Origin of the sequence: Fretibacterium fastidiosum (assembly GCF_000210715.1) — a bacterium.
Lineage (GTDB): Bacteria > Synergistota > Synergistia > Synergistales > Aminobacteriaceae > Fretibacterium > Fretibacterium fastidiosum.
On sequence record NC_021038.1, the window covers coordinates 2292874 to 2313671 of the forward strand.

Here is a 20798-nt window from a genome sequence, read left to right on the forward strand (position 1 = left end):
AATTGGTATCAGAAGTGGTTACGACAACACAAAGAACGTTGGACGTGGGGTACACTGTCCCCGTCGTGAAAAATTTGTCGGCTCCCCGCGGGGCCGGACGGGAGGACCTAAAAATGAGCTTTGCGGACTGGAAGGACAAGAGGACGGGCTTCAGGCGGATCGACGTGAGGGGAGTGGCCGGAAACTTCTTCCCCGGCCTGAAGAAGCAGGCGATGGAGCTTCCGGTGGGGGCGGGGCTGGAGGTCGTCCAGACCTTCGAGCCCATCCCGCTCTACGCGGTGATGGAACAGCTGGGGTTTGAGCACCACACGGAGCGGGCGACGGAGAACGAGTTTCACGCCTGGTTCTATCGCGTCGAGGTGCGCGGGGAGGATGGGACGATCCCCATGCGCCCCGCGGCGCTGACGAACTTTCCGCTGATCGACGAGGAGCTGGGCCGGGTTGCGGTGAACTTTTGGGACCTGACGTGGAACGACGCGAAGCGAACGCTTCCCTACGAGACGCGGCTCCTCCTGTCGCTGGCGAACGCGGTCGGCGCCGGGAGGATGCGTCAGGCGTGCCGGGAGCTGGTCAAGGCCTACGCGCAGGGGGTCGATTCCGCGGCGTTGGGCGACGTGTTTGAGCTGTTGGCGTGGAATCAGGGGATTGGGTTCTTCAGCTCGGAGATCGGGCCGTCCACGCTGTTTCAGGCGTACAAGACGATCCGGCAGCAGGAGAAGCTCGGCAAGAGCCGCGAGGAGATCGGCGCGCTTTTGCTGGAGCGCTTCGGCGAGAAGAATCCGGAGGTCGCGGTGCAGTAGCGGCGGGTCGGCCCCTTTTGGCGCCGGGCACAGGGCCTGCGTCTGGCGCCGTTTTGCCTCAAGGCCGGTTCGGTCCGGCGTCCCCGGACAGGAGGACGAAGTGGTTCCTGTGGAACGCGATCAACCCCGCGTCGCGCATCTTCCCCAGCTCCTTGGAGAGCGCCGTCCGTTCGACGCTCAGGTAATCGGCCAGCTGCTGGCGGTCGAAGGGGAGGTCGAACTCCCCGCTGCGCCGTTGGATGGAGACGGAGTGCAGGTAGGCGAGGACCTTGCCGCGGATGGTCTTGGGCGACGTGTGGAAGCTCCTGCCCGACAGGGCGAGGTTCTTGCGCGAGGAGATCGTGAGGAGGTTGCTCAACAGCCGGAGCTGCCATGGGGCGGCATGTCCCGACGGGGCCTGGAGCCCGTCAAGCCGAAAGAACAGGACGCGGCAGTCCTCATTGGCGCAGACGTCCACCAGGAGCACGGACCCCTTCAGGAACGCATAGGTCTCGGCGAAGAATTGTCCCGGCCCGACGTGGCTGAGGATCGTCCGGTTCCCCCAGACGTCGTCGCTCTTGATCGTGACGCTGCCCTCCAGCACCAGCCCCATGCTGTCCGTCGTCTCTCCGGCGCGCAGCAGGGTTTCTCCCCTGGCGTAGCGGCGCTCGTGCGCGCAGAGGGCCTCCAGGGCCGTTTGGACCTCCGCCGCGTCCATGCCCCGGAACAGCTCCGTCTCGTTGAGCGGCGTCCCGTCCCTGTCCAGAAGCGATCACCCTTTCCATAAGCTCCATGAGCGCAAAAGCGGCAAAAAAGCGGGGAGCCGACGACCGGCTCCCCGACGACTACGCCTTCGGTTGACCGGCGGAGCCCTCCTCCGCGGCCTTCCTGCCGTTGAGGTCCTCCTCCCAGGTGATGAAGGAGTGGTAGTAGATTCGGTCGTCGTCGTCCAGCCCGCGGGTGATCTCCGTGATGTGCGTGTGCCGCGCGTGTACCTGAGCCAGCACGAACTCCACGGCCACCATGGGCTCCGTCCTGGCGCCGCAGGTGTAGATGTCGAGCGCCATGTAGTTGGCCTCCGGCCACGTGTGTACGGAGAGGTGCGATTCGCTGATGACCACGACGCCGCTCACCCCGTTCGGGGGAAAGCGGTTGAACGATACGGACCAGACCTGAGCGTGAGCCCGTCTGGCGGCCTCCACCAGGATGTCCTGAAGACGGACGACGTTCGTGATGGTCTCGTCACATCCGGAAGCCTCCACGATGAAATGAACCCCTTTTGGCGACAACGAGCCGCGCCCCCTCCCAAATCAAGATAATGCGGCGCGGCCCTCCCTGCGCAGGGAGCCGCCGCAATTCCAGCCTTGAGCGAAAGCCGCGGCAAAATTGTACCGATAAAGGCTGTCGTTGTCAAACAACGTCCCCGCAGCGCCTGATGTGTCCGCGAACGGCCTCCCGCTCCGCTTCTTCCGCTTCGGGGTGCAGGAAGGCTGAAAACTGCGTCCTTTTCGGGTAAAATAACGGTGTCGTCTTGGACCTTCAGGGAAGCGGCAGGCGGGGCCGTTCGCCTGCTTCGTTCGATACCAGGAAAGGGGCCTGTTCCATGAGCCGTTTTTTCAGCGCGAAGTATAAGAGCCTCATGCCCTACGTTCCGGGCGAACAGCCGCGGGATCGAAAATACCTTAAGCTCAATGCGAACGAGTCGCCTTTCCCCCCATCCCCCAGGGCCGTGGAGTACGCCTCCGAGGCCTCGAACCTGCTGAACCTCTACCCGGACCCGGACTGTACGGGGCTGACGACCCGCATCGCGGAGCTGTGTGACGTGGCGCCGGAGGAGGTGCTGGTGGCGGGCGGGTCCGCCGCGATCCTGAACCTCGCCTTCATGGCCTTCTGCGACCGCTACCACCCCGCCGCCTTCCCCGAGGTCACCTGCGGGCTCTACAGGGTGCTGGCCGAGCTGAACGGCGTCCCCTTCAAGGAGATTCCGCTGGAGGAGGACTTCACCATCCGCGCGGAGGAGTACATGGCCCTGGGCCGCACCCTCTTCATCGCGAACCCCAACGACCCCACCGGCCTGGCCATGCCCATCCCGGACCTGGAGGGCATCGTGCGGCGCACCCCGGACAACGTCGTCGTCATCGACGAGGCCTACGTGGGCTTCGGCGCCACCAGCTGCCTGCCGCTGATCCATCGGTACGGGAACCTGCTGGTGACCCGAACCTTCTCCAAGTCCTGGTCCCTGGCGGGGGCGCGGCTGGGCTTCTGCGTCGGCAACCCGGACCTGATCGAGGACCTCCGCAGGGTGAAGGACTCCATCAACCTCTGCAGCATCGACCGTGTGACCATGGCCGCGGGGCTGGGAGCCCTGTCGGACGTGGAGTACACGACGAACAACTGCCGCCTCATCCGCGAGAGCCGCCGCTTCGCCGCGGACGGGCTCGCCCTCCTGGGCTTCGACCTCACGGACTCCGTCGCGAACTTCCTGCTGGCCCGGCATCCGCGGGTGGACGGCAGGGCGCTCTACCTGAAGCTGCGCGAGAAGGGCGTCCTGGTGCGCCACTTCGATCACCCCGCCCTCGCGCAGTACAACCGCATCACGGTGGGCTCGCTGGAGGACATGCAGCAGCTCCTCAAGGTGCTGAAGGAGATCCTTGGGGAGGACGAGTGAGGCGCAGGGGAGGGCTGATACCAAATCGCGCTAAAAGAAATGCTTAGTGCTCTTGGCCCCCCCTGATGAAGCAACCCCTCCGGTCCTTCGGACCACCTCCCCTTTCAGAGGAGGCAAGGCAGGCTTTTGGCCCTCCTGTAAGGGGGGCTGGCGAGCCCCAACGGGGCGAGACTGAGGGGTTGGCCCCCCTGCAAGGGGGGCTGCCCTACAGGGGCTGGGGGGTGTTGTCGAGCGTGAAAAACAACCCCTCTGGCCCTTCGGGCCACCTCCCCTTTCAGGGGAGGCAATCTATTAAACGCGAATTGGTATGAGGCGACAGGGCCTGGAGTTCGCTCTGCGGCTTCGGCGGTTCGCCGCGGCGGGTATCATAATAATAATGAAGGAAACGGCTGTCGGAGGGATTTGCGATGAGGGACGGAGCAGGGCGGTGAGCGGCGTCCGGGGAGCGGCGCAGCGCGGGGGCGGCGCGGACATGACGCGGGGGGACGTGTTCCGGCACATCTTCTATTTTTCGCTGCCCTTTTTGGCGGGGAACGTCTTTCAGCAGCTCTACAACATGGCGGACACGTGGGTGGTGGGGAACTACGTGGGCGACGAGGCCTTCTCCGCCGTGGGGACCGTGACGCCCGTCATCAACATGCTTATCGGCACCTTCATGGGTTTCTCCAGCGGCGCGGGCGTCGTCATCTCGCAGTACTACGGCGCGGGAAACCGCCAGCGGGTCCACGACGCCGTCCAGACCGCCGTGGTGATGACCGCCGTCCTCAGCGTCGTCTTCACGATCGTGGGCAAGGCCATGACGCCCCTCATGCTGCGCTTTATGAGGACGCCCGAGGACGTCCTTCCGGAGTCCATGGCCTACCTGGACGTCTACTTCTCCTACATCGCGGGGCTCCTGTTCTACAACATGGGGGCGGGGATCCTGCGCGCGGTGGGGGACTCCAGGCGCCCCTTCTACTACCTCGTCGCGGCGGCCTTCGTCAACGTCGTGCTGGACCTGGTCCTCGTCATCGTCTTCGGCCTGGGCGTGCGGGGCGTGGCCTACGCCACCGTCGTCTCCCAGGGGATATCGGCCCTGCTGGCCTTCTCCCTCCTCCTGCGCACGGACATGAGCGTGAAGCTCACGCTGCGGGACCTCAGGGTCGATCTGAAGCTCCTGTGGAAGATCGTCCGGGTGGGGGTGCCCGCGGCGGTGCAGATCGGCATCGTTTCCTTCTCCAACGTCTTCGTCCAGTCCTACATCAACCAGTTCGGCAAGTACTGCATGGGGGGCTGGACGGCCTACCACAAGATCGACCAGCTGATCTTCCTGCCCATGCAGTCGCTGGGGCTGGCCGCCACCACCTTCGTGGGGCAGAACCTGGGGCGCGGTCTGGCGGACCGGGCCCGCCGGGGGGTGCGCACGGCGCTCCTCTGCGCCGTCGCCGTGACGCTGGCGGCCTCCACCCTGGTCGTGGCCCTGGCGCCTCAGCTGGTGGCCGTCTTCAACCCGGAGCCGCGGGTGGTGGAGTTCGGCGCGATGTTCCTGCACTTCCTGACGCCCTTCTACGTGCTCTGCTGCGTCAGTCAGGTGTACACGGGAGCGCTGCGGGGGGCCGGCAACAGCAAGGTCCCCATGGTGATGATGATCTTCTCCTTCGTCGTGTTCCGCCAGTGCTACCTCTTCGTCGTGTCCCGGTACGTCAGCAACACGCCCCTGAGCATGGGGATGAGTTACCCCGCCGGCTGGATGGTGAGCAGCATCCTGGCCGCGCTCTACTACGGCCACGCGCGCCTGGAGGCCACCCGGCTGGTGGAGCGGGGCGAGGTGCTGAGTGCGGAGGAGGCGTAGGGCCCCTCAGGGCGCGTCCCGCCCCGTCTCGTTGTAGATGAGGGCCATGAACTCCAGGTCCGAGTCGGAGTTGTTCTCGATGCTGTGCCAGTGGCCGGCCTGGATGAGGCAGACGTCTCCGGCGCGCACCCTCGTGACGCTCCGGTCGTTGTCGATGAAGTCGCCCTCTCCTTTCAGGATGTAGAAGGGCTCCGTCTCGCCCACGTGCTGATGCCAGCCGATGCTTGACTTCGGCGGTAGGACGATGCGCGCGTAGAGCCGTCCGTGCCCCATCAGCTCGTCCTTCGACAGGACGTGGTGCACCCAGGCGGGACCCTGTCCTCCTCCAAGCCCGCTAGCCTCCATGGTCCTTTCTCTTCTCACCATGACCCTTCCTCCGTTCCGGCCCCGCACTGCGGCAGGCCTCCGTCTTGGTCTATGCCACGCCCGGACGCGCACATGGCGCTGAAGCACAAGGTGGCCTCCGGATCGCCCTGCTCCGAGGCCAGGCGCCACCACCGCACCGCCTCGCGGTCGTCCTGCGGCGCCCCACGCCCGTGGGCGGACATCCAGCCGAGGCGGCACTGGGCCGCCATGAAGCCCCCCTCCGCAGAGGCCCGGTACCACCGCGCCGCCTGCTCCTCGTCTGGCGCGACGCCGCAGCCGTAGACGTACATGTCCGCGAGGTAGAACTGGGCCCTTGCGCTGCCCCCTTCCGCCGCCGCGCGATACCAGCGCGCGGCCTCCGCCACGTCCCGCCCTACGCCCTGGCCGTTCTCGTACAGGACGCCGAGGCAGAGCTGAGCGTTCGGCTCGCCCTGTTCTGCCGCCGCGCGATACCAGCGCGCGGCCTCCGCCGCGTCCTGCGCCACGCCCCGGCCGTTCGAGAACATCCTGCCGAGGCGGTACTGGGCGCCCGCGTCCCCGCCTCCGGCGGCCGCAAGGAGGGCCTCCAGGTCCGGCGCCTCGTTTCCACCGTCCCCGGACGGCTCCGCAAAGAGATCATCTTCCATAGGGTCCTTTTCCATTTGAACGTTTGAACCTCCCCGCACCGATCGCCGCGCCCTCCGGCCGCGTTGGGTCCTGGGCGCGCTGCTCCACCTGTTCATTATATCCCAACCGTCGCCTGCCTCAGAACCTGCGGTCGGAGGCGCAATGGTAAAATAGCGGAAGGAGACGCGCCCTGCGGAGGGCGCTCCGTCGGGCGATCTTATTTTGGAGAGGGGCATGTTTGCTTTGGGTGCGAGGGACGACGTTTACGCGGCGCTGAGGGAACTGGGCCTGTCCTTTGAGGTGGACGAGCACGAGCCGGTCTTCACCATCGAGGAGATGGAGGCCCTGGGGCTGACCGGGAAGGGGATGGTGGTGAAGAACCTGTTCCTGCGGGACCAGAAGGGGAAGAAGCACTTTCTGGTGCTGCTGCCGTCGGACCGGCACGCGGACCTCAAGTCCATCGGAGAGCAGTTGGACGCGGGGAAGCTCAGCTTTGCCTCCGAGGAGCGGCTGGCGAAGTACCTGGGGCTCTCCAAGGGGTCCGTCACGCCCCTTGGGATGATGAACGACCAGGAGCACGCCGTGGAGGTGGCCGTGGAGCGCAGCTTGACGACGGAGCCGCGGCTGGGCGTCCACCCCAACGAGAACACGGCGACGGTGTGGCTGTCGTGGCAGGACCTGAAGAAGTACCTCGAACACTTCGGCGCGAGGATGCGGACGATCAAGCTGTAGAAAAGACGGGCCCACGGCTGTTGCCGCGGGCCCGTCGCGCGTCAGGCGTGCTCCCCTTCGGGGACTTTGTGGTGTACGTGCAGCATCTCGTGCGAGCGGCCCTTGACGACGTTCTCGTAGAGGTAGGTGATGATGGGGTTCTCGTCGCTGCTCCGGATGCCGGACATCTTGTCCGCGCTGTAGAGTCCCGAGGCGCGCTCCCGCTTCACGGGGGTCAGGCCGTAGGGCTGGCCCGCGCCGCCGACGCAGCCGCCCTTGCAGGACATGACCTCCACCAGGTGGTAGCTTCGGCTGCCGTCGAAGATCTCCGCGATGAGCTGCTGGGCGTCCTTCATGCCGTGCACCACGGCGATGCGAATCTCCTGGCCCGCGAGCGTCAAGGTGGCCTCCTTCACGTTGTCGAAGCCGCGGATGGAGGTCATCTCGATCTTCTCCGAGGACAGGTACTGCTTGTTGCTGTTCAGACAGCGGCGGACCACCGCCTCCGCCACGCCGCCCGATGTGCCGAAGATCACGCCTGCGCCGGAGCCCAGGCCGAGGGGCATGTCCGGGGCCAGATCCACCAGCGCGTCGAAGTCGATGCCGGCCTCCTCGATCATCTCGATGAGCTCCTGAGTGGTCAGGACGTAGTCCGTGTCCGGAACGCCGTTCGTCCGAAACTCCTCCCGCGCGGCCTCCATCTTCTTGGCCGCGCAGGGCATGATCGCCACGCTGCAGGTCTCCCGCCCGTCCGCCTCCGCCTGGGCGTAGTACGCCTTGATCACCGGGGAGAACATCTGCATGGGGGAGCGACAGGTGGAGAGGTGCTTCAGGAGGTCCGGAGCGCAGTTCTCGCAGTATTTCACCCATGCGGGGCAGCAGGAGGTGAACATGGGGAAGGGCCCGCCGTCCTCGAGCCGCTGCATCAGCTCCGCCGCCTCCTCCATGACGGTGAAGTCCGCGCCGAGGGTCGTGTCCGTCACGTGGTCGAAGCCGAGGGTTCGCAGGGCGGCCACGACCTTGCCGATGCTGTTGACGCCGGGTTCGAGGCCGAAGCGCTCCCCAAGCGCCACGCGGACGGCGGGCGCGATCTGGGCGACGACGCGCTTTTTGGGGTCGAAGATGGCCTTCCACACGTCGTCGATGTGCCGCCTGACGCGGATGGCGTTGGTGGGGCACACCGCCGCGCACTGGCCGCAGCTGATGCACCGGGTGTGGATCATGGGCTCGTTGAAGGCCGGACGGACCCGCGCCTCGGAGCCTCGGTTGACGAAGTCCAGTATCCCCATGCCCTGGATCTCGCGACACACGCGCACGCAGTCGCCGCACAGGATGCACTTGTTGGGATTGCGGACGATCGCGTAGGAGGACTCGTCCTGGGGCAGGCGCTCCCGCGTGTCCTCGAAGCGAACGCGCTTCACGCCGTAGCGGTGGGCCAGCATCTGGAGGCGGCAGGAACCGCTCTTGGAACAGACCGTGCAGTCGCACTCGTGGGCCGCCAGCAGGAGCTCGAGGATCATCCTGCGGTAGCGCAGCAGGCGGGCGGTGTTGGTGCGGATCTCAAGCCCGTCCCTCGGCTCCATGGAGCAGGAGGAGTCGATCTTCCCCCGCGCGTCCTCCACCACGCACATCCTGCAGGCGCCGTAGGTGGACAGCTCGCTGTAGTAGCAGAGCGTCGGCATGTCGATGCCGGCCTTGTGGATGACGGCCAGGACGTTCTTCTCGTCGGTGAACTCCACCGGCCGTCCGTTGATGATCATCGTCCCCATTTACCACGCCTCCCGAATCGCCCCGAAGGGACAGTTTTCCATGCAGGCGCCGCATCGGATGCACTTGCCGTCATCGATGAGGTGCGGGGCCTTCACCACGCCGCTGATGGCGCCGACCGGACAGCTCCGGGCGCATTTCGTGCAGCCCCTGCACTGCGCCGCGTCGATCTCGAAGCGCTTCATCTTCTGGCAGACTTTGGCCGGACAGCGCTTCTCCGACACGTGGGCCTCGTACTCGTCCCGGAAGTAGCGCAGGGTGGAGGTCACCGGGTTGGCCGCAGTCTTGCCCAGCCCGCACAGGGCCGTGTTCTTCACGGTGTCCGCCAGCTCCTCCAGCAGGTCCAGGTCCTCCGGCCGGCCCTGGCCCCCCACGATCCGTTCCACGATCTCAAGCATCCGCTTGGTGCCCTCGCGGCAGGGCACGCACTTGCCGCAGCTCTCCCGCTGGGTGAAGTTCATGAAGAAGCGCGCCACCTCCACCATGCAGGTGTCCTCGTCCATGACCACGAGGCCGCCCGACCCGATCATGGCCCCGATCCGCTGCAGGCTGTCGAAGTCGAGGGGCAGGTCGAGGTGCTCGTCGAGGCACAGGCATCCTCCTGAAGGGCCGCCGATCTGCACGGCCTTGAACTTCTTGCCGTTTCGGATGCCGCCGCCGATGTCGAAGATGATCTTCCGGAGGGTGGTCCCCATGGGGACCTCGATCAGGCCGGTGTTCACCACGTTTCCGGTGAGGGCGAAGGCCTTGGTGCCGGGGGAGCCCTCCGTGCCGATGCCCCGGAACCAGTCCGCGCCCTCCTGAACGATCTTCGGGACGTTGGCGTAGGTCTCCACGTTGTTGAGCACCGTGGGCTTCCCGAACAGGCCCTGCTCCACCGTGCGGGGCGGCTTCACGCGGGGCATGCCGCGGTTGCCCTCGATGGAGGAAGTCAGTGCGGAACCCTCGCCGCAGACGAAGGCCCCCGCTCCCTGGTTGATGTGCAGCTTGAAGCTGAAGTCCGTTCCCAGGATGCCGTCGCCCAGGAGCCCCGCCTCCGTGGCCCGTTCGATGGCGGTCCGCAGGCGCTTCACCGCCAGAGGGTACTCGGCCCGCACGTAGATGTACCCCTCGTCGGATCGGGCGGCGTAGGCGGCGATGGTCATGCCCTCGATCATCCGGTAAGGGGCCCCCTCCATGATGGAGCAGTCCATGAAGGCTCCCGGGTCCCCCTCGTCGCCGTTGCAGACGACGTAGTGCTTGGGAGCCTTCTGACGGAGGACGGACTTCCACTTCTTCCCGGTGGGGAATCCGGCCCCGCCGCGGCCCCGGAGGCCGCTGCGGTCGATCTCGTCGCAGACCGCCTCGGGCGTCATGTCGTGGAGCGCCTTGCCCAGCGCCGCGTAGCCTCCCCTCGCGATGTACTCGTTCAGGTCCACCGCGTCGATCTTTCCGCAGAACTCTAGCACGTTGTGGGTCTGCAGCCTGTAGAAGGGGATCTCGTCCTCCGTGCGGCAGGTGCCGCCCTCCGCGCGGTAGAGCAGGCGCTCCACCACCTCGTTGCCCTTCAGAGAGCGCTCGAAGATCTCCTGGCAGTCCTCCAGGCTAACCCTCGTGTAGAGCACGTCGAGCGGCTGAATGTGTAGGAGGGGCCCCATCTCGCAGAAGCCGATGCAGCCGCTCTTCTTCATGCCAAGGTCCCGGTGCCCCGGCTCGAGCCCCAGTTCCACGGAAACGCTCAGCCCCGCTCCCTCGCAGAGCTCTCTCAGACGGTCGTAGATCTTGAGGGACCCTCCGGCCACGCAGCCCGTCCCGCAGCAGACGACGACCTTCTTGTCCTGAAGGGCCAGGCCCCTTTCCGCAGCGGCCTGCCGCTCCTTCAGCTCCCGGACGCTCGCGATGCGCGTCATCCCGCCCTCGCCTCCTTCCCCCGAATGGACTCCAGAAGCTCCCTGGCCTTGTCCACCGTCATCGTGGGGTGGACCTCGTCGTCCACCACCACCACGGGCCCCAGCCCGCAGGCTCCAAGGCAGGAGACGATCTCCACCGTGAAGAGCATGTCGTCCGTCGTGCTCTGCGCCGCAGTCAGGCCCAGCTCCTTCCGGATCGCCCCCAAGATCGTGGCGCCCTTCCGGACGTGGCAGGCCGTCCCGTCGCAACAGCGGATGATGTGCTTCCCCTTCGCGTTCAGGGAGAAGTTCTCGTAGAAGGTTGCGACGCCGTAGACCTTGGAGATGCTGACGTGCAGGTAGTCCGCGATCATCTCCAACGCCGGACGCGGAAGGTAGTTGTAGAGCGCCTGTACCCCCTGCATGATGGGTATCAGGTTCGTCTGGTCAGCCGTGTGGCGCAGCAGAATGTCCCGAATGCGTGAAACGTCAACGTCCGTATATCTCATAGAAGCCCCCCCTTAAGTAAATGAGACAAGACGGAAACAGATGAAAAGAACGCCAGATCCACGCGCCGTTCTCAGCGCGACACAAGACTGGCAATCAGCTATTGTATTATAAAGACAAGTGAAATAATTTGCAAGACGCCTGGAGGGGTGGTATCGTTGTTCTTGCGATAACGTCATTCTACAGGCGAGAAGCTGTCATGGTGCGAAAGGCACTGAAGCGCGTGAGGGGCGGGCGACGGTTGCGGCGATTTTTGAAGGAGGCAGGCGTCAAAGCATGGCTCTGAACGCTCATTCGCGAAGGCCAGTTCCATCGTAAAGCAGCAGCACGTCGCGCGGTGCCACCCCCAACGCATGGGGAAGAAAGCCTGGTCTTCTGTCCTTAGGCAGACGCTGCCACAGGGGTTCGCTGTCAGGAGACTGTCCCTCAAAACGAAACTCCAAAACCCACTCGAAGGGCTCCTCCATTTCGCCTGTAAAGCGCACCCTGCGCCTGTTTTCCATGCAGTCGGCGCTGAAGTAGTGCGCGCGGATTCCCACAGCGGTAAGGCCGTCGCGCACAGGAGCCTCCGTCGTGAAGCGGACTCCCCAGTCCGGAACTTCGACCTCGCGCTCTCCAACCCGGCAGGCCGGCGCCACGTTCTTGCATCCGGATAAGACGGCAGCCGGTACGCTCCCCGGGTCCGCAAAGAAGTCCTTCGTGTCCTTCATTGCCAACAGCCTCCCGTCGTCAATCACGGCAACGCGGGAACACATTCTGGATACTTCGTTCCTGTCGTGAGTTACCATAAGGACGCCGCGGCCGTAACCCTTCAGCACATCCCGCAGCTGTATCTCAAGCCTCAGCCGCAGGTAACTGTCCAGCGCTGAGAACGGTTCGTCCAGCATGAGAAGCTTGGGTCGGTTGACAAGAATGCGCGCCAACGCAACCCGCTGCGCCTGGCCCCCGGACAACTGGCTGGGACGGCGACCTGCCAGACTCGTCAACTGAAGCATATCGAGAGCCTCTGCCGCTTTCTCCTCACGCTTTTTTCTGTCCCGCTCCCAGCGCAGACCGCAAAGCACATTCTGACGCACGGTCATATTGGGGAACAGTGCATAATTTTGAAACAAATAGCCAACCCGCCTCTTTTGCGGCGGAAGGTTGATCCGCAATTCAGAGTTGAACAGAACCGTTTCATCCAGAACAATGAGGCCCTTGTCGGGTTTTTCTATGCCGGCGATGCACTTGAGCGTCATGCTCTTGCCAGAGCCGGACGCGCCCAGAAGCCCAACGATCTCGTCCCCGCTCTCAAAGGATGATTTCAGGTGAAAACCGTCCAGTTCTTTTTCAATATCAACTAGAAGACTCACGTCGCTACTCCTCTTCCTCACGCGCTTTCATATTTGCCTGGTGCGGGAGCGCGAAGCGCCCCCGCACCAGGCTACCCGTCTCTGCCGATCCTCAAGCATATTGACGGCCAAAAGCACGACGGCGCTGATAGCCAGATTGATCAGTACCCATATCAGCGCGCCCCGTTCGTCGTTTGTCCGCCAGAGCTGGTACACCGTGGTTGAGATAGTGGCCGTCCGGCCAGGCGTGTAGCCGATGAGCATGCTTGTGGCTCCGTATTCGCCCAGCGCTCTGGCAAAGGCCAGCACGGAGCCGGCTATTATTCCCTGCCGGCAGGCCGGCATACGGATGCGCCAGAAGATGTAGGTATCGGACAAGCCAAGAGTCTGGCCCGAATAGGCCAGGTTCATGTCGAAGCTCTCAAAGGCGCCCCGAGCCGTCCGGTACATCAACGGAAAGGCCACAACCGTCGCAGCCAGCACACCGCCGTACCACGTCATGACAAATTTAATCCCGTACTGCAGCAGAAACCGCCCCAGCGGGCGCCTTACCCCAAATATCAAAATGAGGAAATAGCCGCAGACGGTGGGCGGCAGGACGAGGGGCAACGTCAGCGCGACGTCCAGGAAACCCTTCACCGTCTTGGGCAGCCGCGCTGTGTAATACGCGGCAAATATTCCGGAGAAGAATACGAGGACGCTGCTTATGGCGGCTATGCACAGCGAGTTCCAGAGCGGGAACCAGTCCATGCCGGCTTACGAATTTTGAATCGTCGTGAACCCTACGCCTGTAAATACGGAGGAGGCTGCATCGCCGGTCAGATACTTCAGGAAGTCCTTTGCCGCGTCCATATGACGGCTGTTCTTCATGATCGCAGCCGGATAAATGACCTGACCGCACATTTCAGGCGTGGCGCTGTCCACAACGGTCAGGCCGGCGCTGAAAGCGTCCGTGGCATAGATGACGCCGCAGTCCACGCTGCCTTCTGCCACCTGTGTCGTGACCTCTTTCACGTTGGTGCCGTAGGTGATTTTGCCATCCGAGGCCAGCTTAGCCTCGTCCAGCTTGAAGTGGGCCAGGATCTTCTGCGTGTACTGTCCAACCGGGACGTCGCTGTTGCCCATGGCAAGCAGGACGTTGCCGTCGGTCAGGAGCTTCGCCAGCTGTTCAAAACTCGTGATGTTTTTGGGATTTCCCTCTGGCACGGCCAGCGTCACTTTGTTCTCCAGCAGGTTGAACCGCGTCCCATCCGCAACGAAGTCAAGGCCGTCGGGGTTGGCCTCCTTCCCTGCGGCGGCGTCCAGTTGGTTCATCTGCTTCGGGGCGGCGGAAATGAAGATATCGCAGGCTGCGCCTTCTTGAATCTGGGTCTTGAGCGTTCCGGACGAGTCAAAATTGTAGACGAGGTTCACGTCAGGGTGCATGGCCTCGTAGAATTCTTTAATCTTTGTCATCGTCTCGGTCATTGAAGCGGCAGCGAAGACGATAAGCTCCGTCTTCGCTCCACTCTCCGCCGCGCTGGCCTTAGTCGCTGCAAGAGTGCTCGTGAGCAGCAGAAATACCGCCGTCAGTGTTTTGAAATTCATTTGTTTCACCCAGTCTTTCATAATTTCATAAAGTCCTTTGAGCCTTGATTCACGCGCTTTTCTCAGCTGAATTTCATTGCCTCGCCTCCTTTCAACCAGTCCTTTGAGGTAGCCGAACCGGGCCTTAAACGGCTTCCACCCACACGTCGAGCGTGCCGCCGCAGACCTCGCCTTCCCGCGCGGCTTCGTCCGCCGTCAGGTCCGCATGGACTAAAACGGGCTCAGGGTCATTCTCTTCAAGCATCGCTGTTGCGCACTGAGTTACCCAGGCCTCCGTGCAGCCGCCGCCAATGGTTCCAACGGTTTTTCCCTCGACGTTACAGAGCATCTTGGCGCCAACGTCCCTTGGGGCGGCACCGTTCTTCATCACAATGGTGCACAGCGCCTTTGGGTCCGGCAAGGGGTTGTGAACCTTCCCCAGAATGTCCCGCAGGATGTTTGGCGGGTACGTCACGTTCTTTTTTTCGTTCTTGACTTGGATGATCTCTGCCATAATGGAAACGGCTATCTCCTCAGGTGTTTCGGCATGGATGGCGAGGCCTATAGGCGCGTGCAGGCCTGTCACGTCGCGGCCTTCCCTGGCGAGCGCCTCCTTCACAATCTGCACCCTTCGGTTTGAACCCATCATGCCGAGGTAGGCGTAAGGCTTTTCAAGGATGGCGCGCAGACACTCGCCGTCACACTGGTGACCACGAGTGACAATCACAAAATACGAGTCCTGTCCGCCCCGTATCTTCTCCAGAGCCTCATGAAATGGCGAGCAGAGCACTGAATCGGCCCCTGCGGCCTCAGCATTTTTCGCAAATTGGGCGCGGTCGTCGATAACGGTTGTGCGGAAGTTCAGCATCTTCCCAATACGTATGACTGGCATGGACACATGTCCCGCCCCGCAGACGATCAACTCCTTTTCGTGTCCTATCAGCTCCCCGTAGACCGACGAGCCGGCCAGGTCAAAGACGCCCGTTTCGCGGCACGCCGTAAGGTCCGCCGCATGGGCTGTCAAAAAGCCGTCGTCATTGGAAAAATATTTCGCCGCCCCCCCTGAGAACAGGGCCTTCTCGCCGTATCCCTCGCCCTCGATCACCGTAAAGGCCACGTTTTCTGCGTTGGAATTGAGTTCGTCCAGAGCTTCAAAAAATCCCATGGTCCCGGCGTTCAGCATTTACTTTCCAAATCCGCAATTCGGGAAGACGCAGACACTGCAGCCCAGGCAAAGACCACCCTCGCCGAGAGAATCTATCTCATCACTCGTCACAGGGTCATTGGCCATGAGGCGTGGCAGAATCAGATCGAAAATCGTGCGTTTTGCGTACATCACACAGCCAGGCAGCCCTACGATGGGGACGTTCCCCTTATAGGCCAGCATGAACATGGCTCCCGGCAGCACTGGCGCTCCGTACGAAATCACGTGATCCGAAGCGGTGCGGATCGCCAAAGGGGTCCTGTCGTCCGGATCCACGCTCATCCCCCCGGTGCAGAGCACCATGTCCGCGCCGGCCTCCAGGAATTCGCGAATAAAGCCGGTCTCTGCGTCCACATCGTCGCCCGAAAGCCGCTGGCCTATGACGATTCCTCCATATTCCTCGACCTTTTGTATAACGACCGGCGTGAATTTGTCCTCTATCCGGTGGTTATAAATCTCGCTTCCTGTCGTAACAATGCCGACTCTCTTCGCAGTGAACGGCAAAACGTTGAGAATTGCGCCTCCCGCTTCCCGCCGCGCTTTCCCCATCTTCGCACGCTCGATGACCAGGGGAATGATCCTCATGCCCGCCAACTTGTCGCCGGCCTTCACAGGGAAGTTTCCGTGACGTGCTGCGATCATCATCTCGCCCTGGGAGTTCACGATATTCAGGCGTTTTTTATCCACCTTGAGGAGCCCGTCGATATCGGCTATGGCTTCTATCTTCCCTTCGCTTATTTCCCCCTGGTGCATATACCTGCCCCGGCAGATGTCGTAGAGAACCTCCGCAGCCTCGTTCTCGTGCATCATGCCCTCGTCCATCTCCCAGATGTAAATATTCTCCTTGCCCACGTCCAGCAGTACGGGAATGTCCTCCTCACGGATGATATGGCCCTTGCGGAACACCGGCCCTTTAAAGAGGCCCGGTATGATCTGAGTGACGTCATGGCAGAGAACCTGACCAACGGCATCCTCTGTTTTCAGCAGCTTCATGAGCTCAATCTCCTAAAAAGTAGGCTAAAGAGGGTTTGGGGGAGGTAGTTCCCCGTTCAAAATTAAATGCCGCAGGTCGTCCGGTCTGTCAACGTCAAGGAGTTTCTCCGGGCTTACGACATAGTAATATGCCATCCATGGGCGTTTCTTTATCAACCTCATCGCCCCCGCATCTCCAGACAATCGCATGAGGTCATTGTAGCACACCCTTGCAAAGATTCCAGGGTTGGCAGGATGGTCCGAAAAAGCGCACCCAAAGGGTCTGCCGGAACAAAGAAACTCCCGCACCAACCTTGCTGTGTCCGCCGCAGGGAAGTTTGGCTGATCCCCTGCCATAAAGAGCACGGCGTCGCACCCCGTCGCTTGCGCCGCTGCTGTCCCCCATCGGATGGAGCCAGCGACGCCCTCGGAACGCTCCGGGTTGGGGACGAGTTTGACGTTATCGCGCTCGTCACTGCTTAAACGTTCCTCGAGGCCGTTCCCCTCCGTCAAAAAAATCATGGATTCGATCCCGTTTTCCTTCAGCAAGCTGTCTCCTGCGCCAATGAGCGACGCCAGCCCGTGGCGAAAGAGTTCCTTTCCCAAGAAGGGATAAAGAAGTTTATTCCCGTTGGATGCGGGAACGCAGAGCGCCTTCGCGCTGCAAGGGCCGCCGAAACGCTGAGAGAAGCCAGATGTCATGAGAATCAGCGCAACGCGCTTGCCGACTTGGGCAGGCATGCCGGAGGGGGCCGACAAAAAATTATTCCGCACGTACGTTATCGGGACGTTACGGAATTTTTCGGACGTCGACAGCGGCGCCAGGTAATAGGTATGCGCAATAAAATCGATCATGGCGGTCGTCACCGGGCTGACGGCGGTGAGACCAGGAAACTCCGCCCTCATTTTGTCAACGTCACTAAGGCTCAGGTGCTGGCACACCTCTCCGATGGGGCGGCCAATGCTGTGGAACCCCATGATGACGACAATTTCACCGGCCTCTTGGGGAATGACTGGTTCATGCGCCCCAGGAATCTTAATGGGGTGATGGCGTGACCCGTCCGCCTCAACGAACACGGCGTCGAACTCACGGCACAACCGCACGAGCTCCGCTCTGCCTGGATATGCCAGCTTTTCGCCCTCCGGTATGCCGCGATAAACGACATCCCCCATGCCCGGTCTGTTCAGCCTGTCAGGCATGTTATAGATGTGGGTCGTGGTCGTGATGCACACGTTCATTCCGGCTCTGGCTGATTCTTCCGCTCGCTTTTCGATGTATGAGCTCTTGCCTCCTGCGCCGACGACGGCGGTCATGACTGCCATAGCATCAACAGGACGTGCCGCGAAGGTGCAGCAGCGCCTCCAGGACGCCGCCGCCGACGGCCAACGACTTATCCGATACGCGGAAGCAGTCGGCCGTCGCCCCCCTGGGGTCGACATCGCCGGCCTTCATGTCTTTTTTTACGCGCGTTCCGGGGGCCAGCATTCCGCGCAGCATTCCATCTATCGCACAGATCATCGGATTCCCCTCCACCTCGGCGGCAACCTCCCCTGCGCGCACAAGATCGCCTATCTGGCGGCGGGGAAGGATGACGCCGTCGCAGGGGGCCCGCAGCACCCGTTCCGCCGCATAGCCCATAACAGTGCCCGGTACGCCGGTGTTGGGAAGCGCAGCCGCGCCAGGCTCGTAAAACGCTCTGCCCAGAGTGTGGCCGCGCTTTGTTTCCACGACAGCATGACAGTCTGCCCCCACAGTAAACCCGGGGCCTACGCCGATGACAATTGGAGCGTCCGTAATGCGGGTGCCGCAGTTTTTCTTGGCGATAATGGCGTCAATCACTGCGTCAGGGGCCAGTTCTTTTATGACGCTTCCGTCGGGGCAGACCATGACCGCTGCGTTGCCCTGGCTGGCTATGGCACGGGCCCGTTCGGCGTCAGGGGCGCAGAAAGCGTGAATATCCTCTACCGATGTCTCCCCCAAGCGGATCGCCTCGCAGAAGCTGACCGTTCGCCGTACGGCTGTAGGGTGATCTGTGTCCAACATGACGACCTCCATATGAGCGCGGATCAGACGCATGGCGACGCCCGTGGCGAGATCGCCAGCTCCGCGGATCACGGTGAGCATTATGTTTTAACGGGGGTAGAAGACCCGTTCCAGGCCCCGCCGCTGCTCGCCTCCAGTGCACTTCGAGCTGCACCGTCCCCCGGCGTCATCACCCTGATCGTATCGCCCGCCCGCGTGCGTCCTCCCTCAAGAACCCTGACGAAAACGCCCTCCCTGGGCATCACGCAGTCCCCGGTGGCTTTGCGGATCGCACAGTCCTGATGGCACTCCTTGCCTATCTGCGTAACCTCGCACAGCGCCGTGCCGATCATGAGTCTCGTGCCAACGGGCAAATCGAAGAGACGTATTCCCTCCGTCAGGATGTTTTCGGCAAACGCTCCGGGTTCCAGCTTAAAATTCACGTGTTCTTGCACGGCAGCGACACTCTCCGCACCGAGAAGGCTGACCTGCCGTAGGCCCTGCCCCGCGTGGGCGTCGCCGGCGATGCCGTGTTCCGGTAGAAGTTCTACCTCGTCCACGGGATATTTCCGTGTCCCCTTGTTCCGGCTTGTGCAAACGGCGACGACCCGCGCAACGGGTTGTCCGCATTCAGCCGTCTTTCCTCCGAGTATCTCGACGCCGTGACGTAGCGAGAGCCGTACTGCCTCGAGACATTCACAGACGGCCTTTTCGCTGCCGGGCAGATTCACTATGAGCGTACTGCCGCGTATTCCAGCGGCAGCTCGCGACAGACAACCCATCGGCGTAATCTTCATGCTGACGGAGCGCATCGCCTCGGGTATACCGGGAGCCTCTCTGTCTATAACGGCCTTTGTCGCCTCCGGCGTGACGTCCCGCGGCGCAAAGCCTGTCCCGCCCGTCGTGAGCACCAACCCAACCCGAAGTTCGTCGGCACAGCGCATGAGCTCCGCTTCGATAACCTCGCGTTCATCAGGGATTATCTTTGTGTACGTCACCTGCCACCCGTCGTCTGAAAGCATACGGACCAGCGCGGGGCCGCTCCTGTCCGTCCGTTCGCCCCCGTAGCCCTTGTCGCTTACGGTGATGACCGCCGCAGTGAACCTCACTCGCCGCACGCTCCCTCTTCTCTCGTAAAATCACCGTGCACACCACCGCTCTTGGAGAGCAGACGCACATCCGTGATAGTCATGTCGCGCTGGACGGCCTTGCACATGTCATAAACGGTCAGAAGCGCCACGGACACGGCCGTCAGAGCCTCCATTTCCACGCCAGTTCGACCCTCGCACGAAATCTCCGCCCGAACCTCCACGGAGAGCCGCGTCTTGTCCAAAGTCAGGGACAGATCAACGCCGTTCAATAGAAGCGGATGGCACATGGGAATAATATCTGGAGCGCGCTTTGCGGCCATTATGCCGGCTGTTTGGGCCACGGTCAGGACGTCGCCCTTCTTAACGCCCCCACTTTTAATGAGCTCAAACGTCCTTTCGTTGACAAGAATGCGCCCTGCTGCAACTGCGCGGCGCTCCGATACATCTTTACCCCCGACGTTTACCATACGGGCGCGGCCCTGCTCGTCAAAATGCGTGAAGTCTTCATTTGCATCAACCATGCCCACATCTCACCCTCCTATACCGTTCATCGTCCGCCCCGCGGCGCTCATCCTGTCCTTCTGCAAATCATGCCGCGCAGGTTTTGCCGCAACCGCCTCCATGATAACGCGCTTCATTTCATCCCTGTCCAATCCGCCCCGCGCTTCTGCGGTCAGAGGCCTCGGTATCGAAAATTCGAGCGGCGAGTGCAGACACGGCTTAACGCGCCCATCAGCCGTTATGCGGATGCGATCGCACGACGCACAGAAGTTGTGGGACATGGGAGTGATAAACCCAACCCGTCCACGCGCGCGTGGGAGCTTGTACAGCCGAACATGAGATGTGAGCTCCCCAGGCTCATCTGGCAGTGGGATCAGGTGGGGCAACCGTGCGGCGGCCTCACCGGCAGTCATGAAAGCCTCGCGCCCGAATTCGCATACCGCTGCAGGCATGGGCATAAGCTCAATGAAGCGCACGTCTATGTCCTCGCTGCGAGTTAAATCCGCCAGGGCTGCAAGTTCATCATCATTAAACCCGCCTATGAGCACCGCGTTTATTTTTGTGTGAGTGAAGCCGGATTTTTTCGCCGCTTCAAGTCCTTTTAATACGTCGGACAGCATTCCGCCGCGTGTAATCCACGCGTATTTTTGGGGATCCAGAGTGTCCAGGCTGATGTTGAGGCGGCTAACCCCGACATCCTTCAGCGCTTCGGCCATGTGCGGCAAAAGCGTCCCGTTGGTTGTAAGGCACAATTCGCGGACACCCGGAATTGCCGCCGCGCGGCGGCACAGTGAAAGAATGTTTTTCTTTACGAGTGGCTCGCCGCCCGTTATGCGAAGCTTAAAGACGCCCAGCCCCACCGCTGCTTCGATGGCCGTTATCGTCTCATCCTCGCTCATCATGTCTGCATGGGCCATTTTCTTCACACCGCCAGCCGGCATACAGTAACGGCAACGGAGATTACAGAGGTCGGTAACGGAAACGCGCAGATAATTTATCCTGCGCCC

The 20798-nt window shown here is 62.4% G+C and carries 21 protein-coding genes; 4 read left to right on the forward strand and 17 right to left on the reverse strand.

Annotated elements, in window-relative coordinates:
* Window positions 1-113: 113 nt before the first annotated feature.
* Window positions 114-800, forward strand: coding sequence for a DUF2249 domain-containing protein (locus SY1_RS10340; protein WP_015556982.1), 687 nt, complete (start codon window positions 114-116; stop codon window positions 798-800).
* 58 nt (window positions 801-858) lie between these two features.
* Here SY1_RS10340 and SY1_RS10345 read toward each other — a convergent pair whose 3' ends face one another.
* On the reverse strand, window positions 859-1497 hold the full coding sequence (locus tag SY1_RS10345) for a Crp/Fnr family transcriptional regulator (RefSeq protein ID WP_015556983.1): 639 nt from the start codon (window positions 1495-1497) through the stop codon (window positions 859-861).
* 127 nt (window positions 1498-1624) lie between these two features.
* Complete coding sequence (speD, locus tag SY1_RS10350; protein WP_208873743.1) at window positions 1625-2068, reverse strand: adenosylmethionine decarboxylase; 444 nt, start codon at window positions 2066-2068, stop codon at window positions 1625-1627.
* A 314-nt stretch (window positions 2069-2382) separates the two neighbouring features.
* Here speD and SY1_RS10355 point away from each other — a divergent pair, with 314 nt between their 5' ends.
* The gene (locus SY1_RS10355) at window positions 2383-3447 is read left to right on the forward strand and encodes a pyridoxal phosphate-dependent aminotransferase (protein ID WP_015556984.1); all 1065 of its coding nucleotides are present in this window, start codon (window positions 2383-2385) and stop codon (window positions 3445-3447) included.
* Window positions 3448-3754: 307 nt separating this feature from the next.
* The gene (locus tag SY1_RS10360) at window positions 3755-5278 is read left to right on the forward strand and encodes an MATE family efflux transporter (RefSeq protein ID WP_208873745.1); all 1524 of its coding nucleotides are present in this window, start codon (window positions 3755-3757) and stop codon (window positions 5276-5278) included.
* A 6-nt stretch (window positions 5279-5284) separates the two neighbouring features.
* Here SY1_RS10360 and SY1_RS10365 read toward each other — a convergent pair whose 3' ends face one another.
* Window positions 5285-5644: a cupin domain-containing protein gene (locus SY1_RS10365; protein WP_208873747.1), complete on the reverse strand. Its 360-nt coding sequence runs from the start codon at window positions 5642-5644 to the stop codon at window positions 5285-5287.
* Entirely contained in the window at window positions 5638-6285 is a 648-nt protein-coding gene (locus tag SY1_RS10370) for a tetratricopeptide repeat protein (protein WP_015556985.1), read from the reverse strand. The genes SY1_RS10365 and SY1_RS10370 overlap by 7 nt, the downstream gene beginning before the upstream one ends.
* A 199-nt stretch (window positions 6286-6484) precedes the next feature.
* Here SY1_RS10370 and SY1_RS10375 point away from each other — a divergent pair, with 199 nt between their 5' ends.
* Window positions 6485-6982 carry a prolyl-tRNA synthetase associated domain-containing protein gene (locus SY1_RS10375; RefSeq protein WP_208873749.1) on the forward strand — a complete coding sequence of 166 codons (498 nt, stop codon included), beginning with the start codon at window positions 6485-6487 and terminating at the stop codon, window positions 6980-6982.
* A gap of 41 nt (window positions 6983-7023) precedes the next feature.
* Here the strand turns inward: SY1_RS10375 and SY1_RS10380 are convergent, their stop codons facing one another.
* The 13 genes from SY1_RS10380 to moaA all read right to left on the reverse strand — a co-directional run.
* Window positions 7024-8730: a [FeFe] hydrogenase, group A gene (locus SY1_RS10380; protein ID WP_015556986.1), complete on the reverse strand. Its 1707-nt coding sequence runs from the start codon at window positions 8728-8730 to the stop codon at window positions 7024-7026.
* Window positions 8731-10617 (reverse strand): NADH-quinone oxidoreductase subunit NuoF, encoded by a 1887-nt coding sequence (locus tag SY1_RS10385; RefSeq protein WP_015556987.1) that lies wholly within the window; start codon window positions 10615-10617, stop codon window positions 8731-8733.
* Window positions 10614-11105: an NADH-quinone oxidoreductase subunit NuoE family protein gene (locus tag SY1_RS10390; RefSeq protein ID WP_015556988.1), complete on the reverse strand. Its 492-nt coding sequence runs from the start codon at window positions 11103-11105 to the stop codon at window positions 10614-10616. The genes SY1_RS10385 and SY1_RS10390 overlap by 4 nt, the downstream gene beginning before the upstream one ends.
* 288 nt (window positions 11106-11393) lie before the next feature.
* Window positions 11394-12476 (reverse strand): sulfate/molybdate ABC transporter ATP-binding protein, encoded by a 1083-nt coding sequence (locus tag SY1_RS10395; protein WP_208873751.1) that lies wholly within the window; start codon window positions 12474-12476, stop codon window positions 11394-11396.
* 6 nt (window positions 12477-12482) lie between these two features.
* On the reverse strand, window positions 12483-13184 hold the full coding sequence (modB, locus tag SY1_RS10400) for a molybdate ABC transporter permease subunit (protein ID WP_015556989.1): 702 nt from the start codon (window positions 13182-13184) through the stop codon (window positions 12483-12485).
* Between the two features lie 6 nt (window positions 13185-13190).
* Window positions 13191-14042: a molybdate ABC transporter substrate-binding protein gene (modA, locus tag SY1_RS10405; protein ID WP_015556990.1), complete on the reverse strand. Its 852-nt coding sequence runs from the start codon at window positions 14040-14042 to the stop codon at window positions 13191-13193.
* 103 nt (window positions 14043-14145) lie between these two features.
* Window positions 14146-15165: an XdhC family protein gene (locus tag SY1_RS10410; RefSeq protein ID WP_208873753.1), complete on the reverse strand. Its 1020-nt coding sequence runs from the start codon at window positions 15163-15165 to the stop codon at window positions 14146-14148.
* An 18-nt stretch (window positions 15166-15183) separates the two neighbouring features.
* Window positions 15184-16197, reverse strand: coding sequence for a molybdopterin-binding protein (locus SY1_RS10415; RefSeq protein WP_015556992.1), 1014 nt, complete (start codon window positions 16195-16197; stop codon window positions 15184-15186).
* Window positions 16198-16221: 24 nt separating this feature from the next.
* Window positions 16222-17499: a selenium cofactor biosynthesis protein YqeC gene (gene yqeC / locus SY1_RS10420; protein ID WP_208873755.1), complete on the reverse strand. Its 1278-nt coding sequence runs from the start codon at window positions 17497-17499 to the stop codon at window positions 16222-16224.
* A gap of 4 nt (window positions 17500-17503) precedes the next feature.
* Complete coding sequence (yqeB, locus tag SY1_RS10425) at window positions 17504-18301, reverse strand: selenium-dependent molybdenum cofactor biosynthesis protein YqeB (protein WP_015556994.1); 798 nt, start codon at window positions 18299-18301, stop codon at window positions 17504-17506.
* Entirely contained in the window at window positions 18301-19308 is a 1008-nt protein-coding gene (locus SY1_RS10430; RefSeq protein ID WP_243440668.1) for a molybdenum cofactor synthesis domain-containing protein, read from the reverse strand. Before SY1_RS10430 ends, yqeB begins: the two co-directional genes overlap by 1 nt.
* Window positions 19305-19811 carry a cyclic pyranopterin monophosphate synthase MoaC gene (gene moaC / locus SY1_RS10435; RefSeq protein WP_015556995.1) on the reverse strand — a complete coding sequence of 169 codons (507 nt, stop codon included), beginning with the start codon at window positions 19809-19811 and terminating at the stop codon, window positions 19305-19307. Before moaC ends, SY1_RS10430 begins: the two co-directional genes overlap by 4 nt.
* 9 nt (window positions 19812-19820) lie before the next feature.
* On the reverse strand, window positions 19821-20798 hold a 978-nt coding region (gene moaA / locus SY1_RS10440), incomplete at its 5' end, for a GTP 3',8-cyclase MoaA (protein ID WP_208873757.1).

Excerpts from the sequence above, each read along its gene's own strand:
- SY1_RS10340 (WP_015556982.1), top strand. The coding sequence starts at position 114 with ATGAGCTTTGCGGACTGGAAGGACAAGAGGACGGGCTTCAGGCGGATC.
- SY1_RS10355 (WP_015556984.1), top strand. The coding sequence starts at position 2,383 with ATGAGCCGTTTTTTCAGCGCGAAGTATAAGAGCCTCATGCCCTACGTT.
- SY1_RS10360 (WP_208873745.1), top strand. The coding sequence starts at position 3,755 with ATGAGGCGACAGGGCCTGGAGTTCGCTCTGCGGCTTCGGCGGTTCGCC.
- yqeC (WP_208873755.1), bottom strand. The coding sequence starts at position 17,499 with ATGGCAGTCATGACCGCCGTCGTCGGCGCAGGAGGCAAGAGCTCATAC.
- modA (WP_015556990.1), bottom strand. The coding sequence starts at position 14,042 with ATGAAAGACTGGGTGAAACAAATGAATTTCAAAACACTGACGGCGGTA.
- yqeB (WP_015556994.1), bottom strand. The coding sequence starts at position 18,301 with ATGCTCACCGTGATCCGCGGAGCTGGCGATCTCGCCACGGGCGTCGCC.
- SY1_RS10370 (WP_015556985.1), bottom strand. The coding sequence starts at position 6,285 with ATGGAAAAGGACCCTATGGAAGATGATCTCTTTGCGGAGCCGTCCGGG.
- moaC (WP_015556995.1), bottom strand. The coding sequence starts at position 19,811 with ATGGTTGATGCAAATGAAGACTTCACGCATTTTGACGAGCAGGGCCGC.
- SY1_RS10385 (WP_015556987.1), bottom strand. The coding sequence starts at position 10,617 with ATGACGCGCATCGCGAGCGTCCGGGAGCTGAAGGAGCGGCAGGCCGCT.
- SY1_RS10415 (WP_015556992.1), bottom strand. The coding sequence starts at position 16,197 with ATGAAGCTGCTGAAAACAGAGGATGCCGTTGGTCAGGTTCTCTGCCAT.
- SY1_RS10380 (WP_015556986.1), bottom strand. The coding sequence starts at position 8,730 with ATGGGGACGATGATCATCAACGGACGGCCGGTGGAGTTCACCGACGAG.
- modB (WP_015556989.1), bottom strand. The coding sequence starts at position 13,184 with ATGGACTGGTTCCCGCTCTGGAACTCGCTGTGCATAGCCGCCATAAGC.
- SY1_RS10375 (WP_208873749.1), top strand. The coding sequence starts at position 6,485 with ATGTTTGCTTTGGGTGCGAGGGACGACGTTTACGCGGCGCTGAGGGAA.
- SY1_RS10345 (WP_015556983.1), bottom strand. The coding sequence starts at position 1,497 with ATGGACGCGGCGGAGGTCCAAACGGCCCTGGAGGCCCTCTGCGCGCAC.
- SY1_RS10365 (WP_208873747.1), bottom strand. The coding sequence starts at position 5,644 with ATGGTGAGAAGAGAAAGGACCATGGAGGCTAGCGGGCTTGGAGGAGGA.
- SY1_RS10410 (WP_208873753.1), bottom strand. The coding sequence starts at position 15,165 with ATGGGATTTTTTGAAGCTCTGGACGAACTCAATTCCAACGCAGAAAAC.
- SY1_RS10390 (WP_015556988.1), bottom strand. The coding sequence starts at position 11,105 with ATGAGATATACGGACGTTGACGTTTCACGCATTCGGGACATTCTGCTG.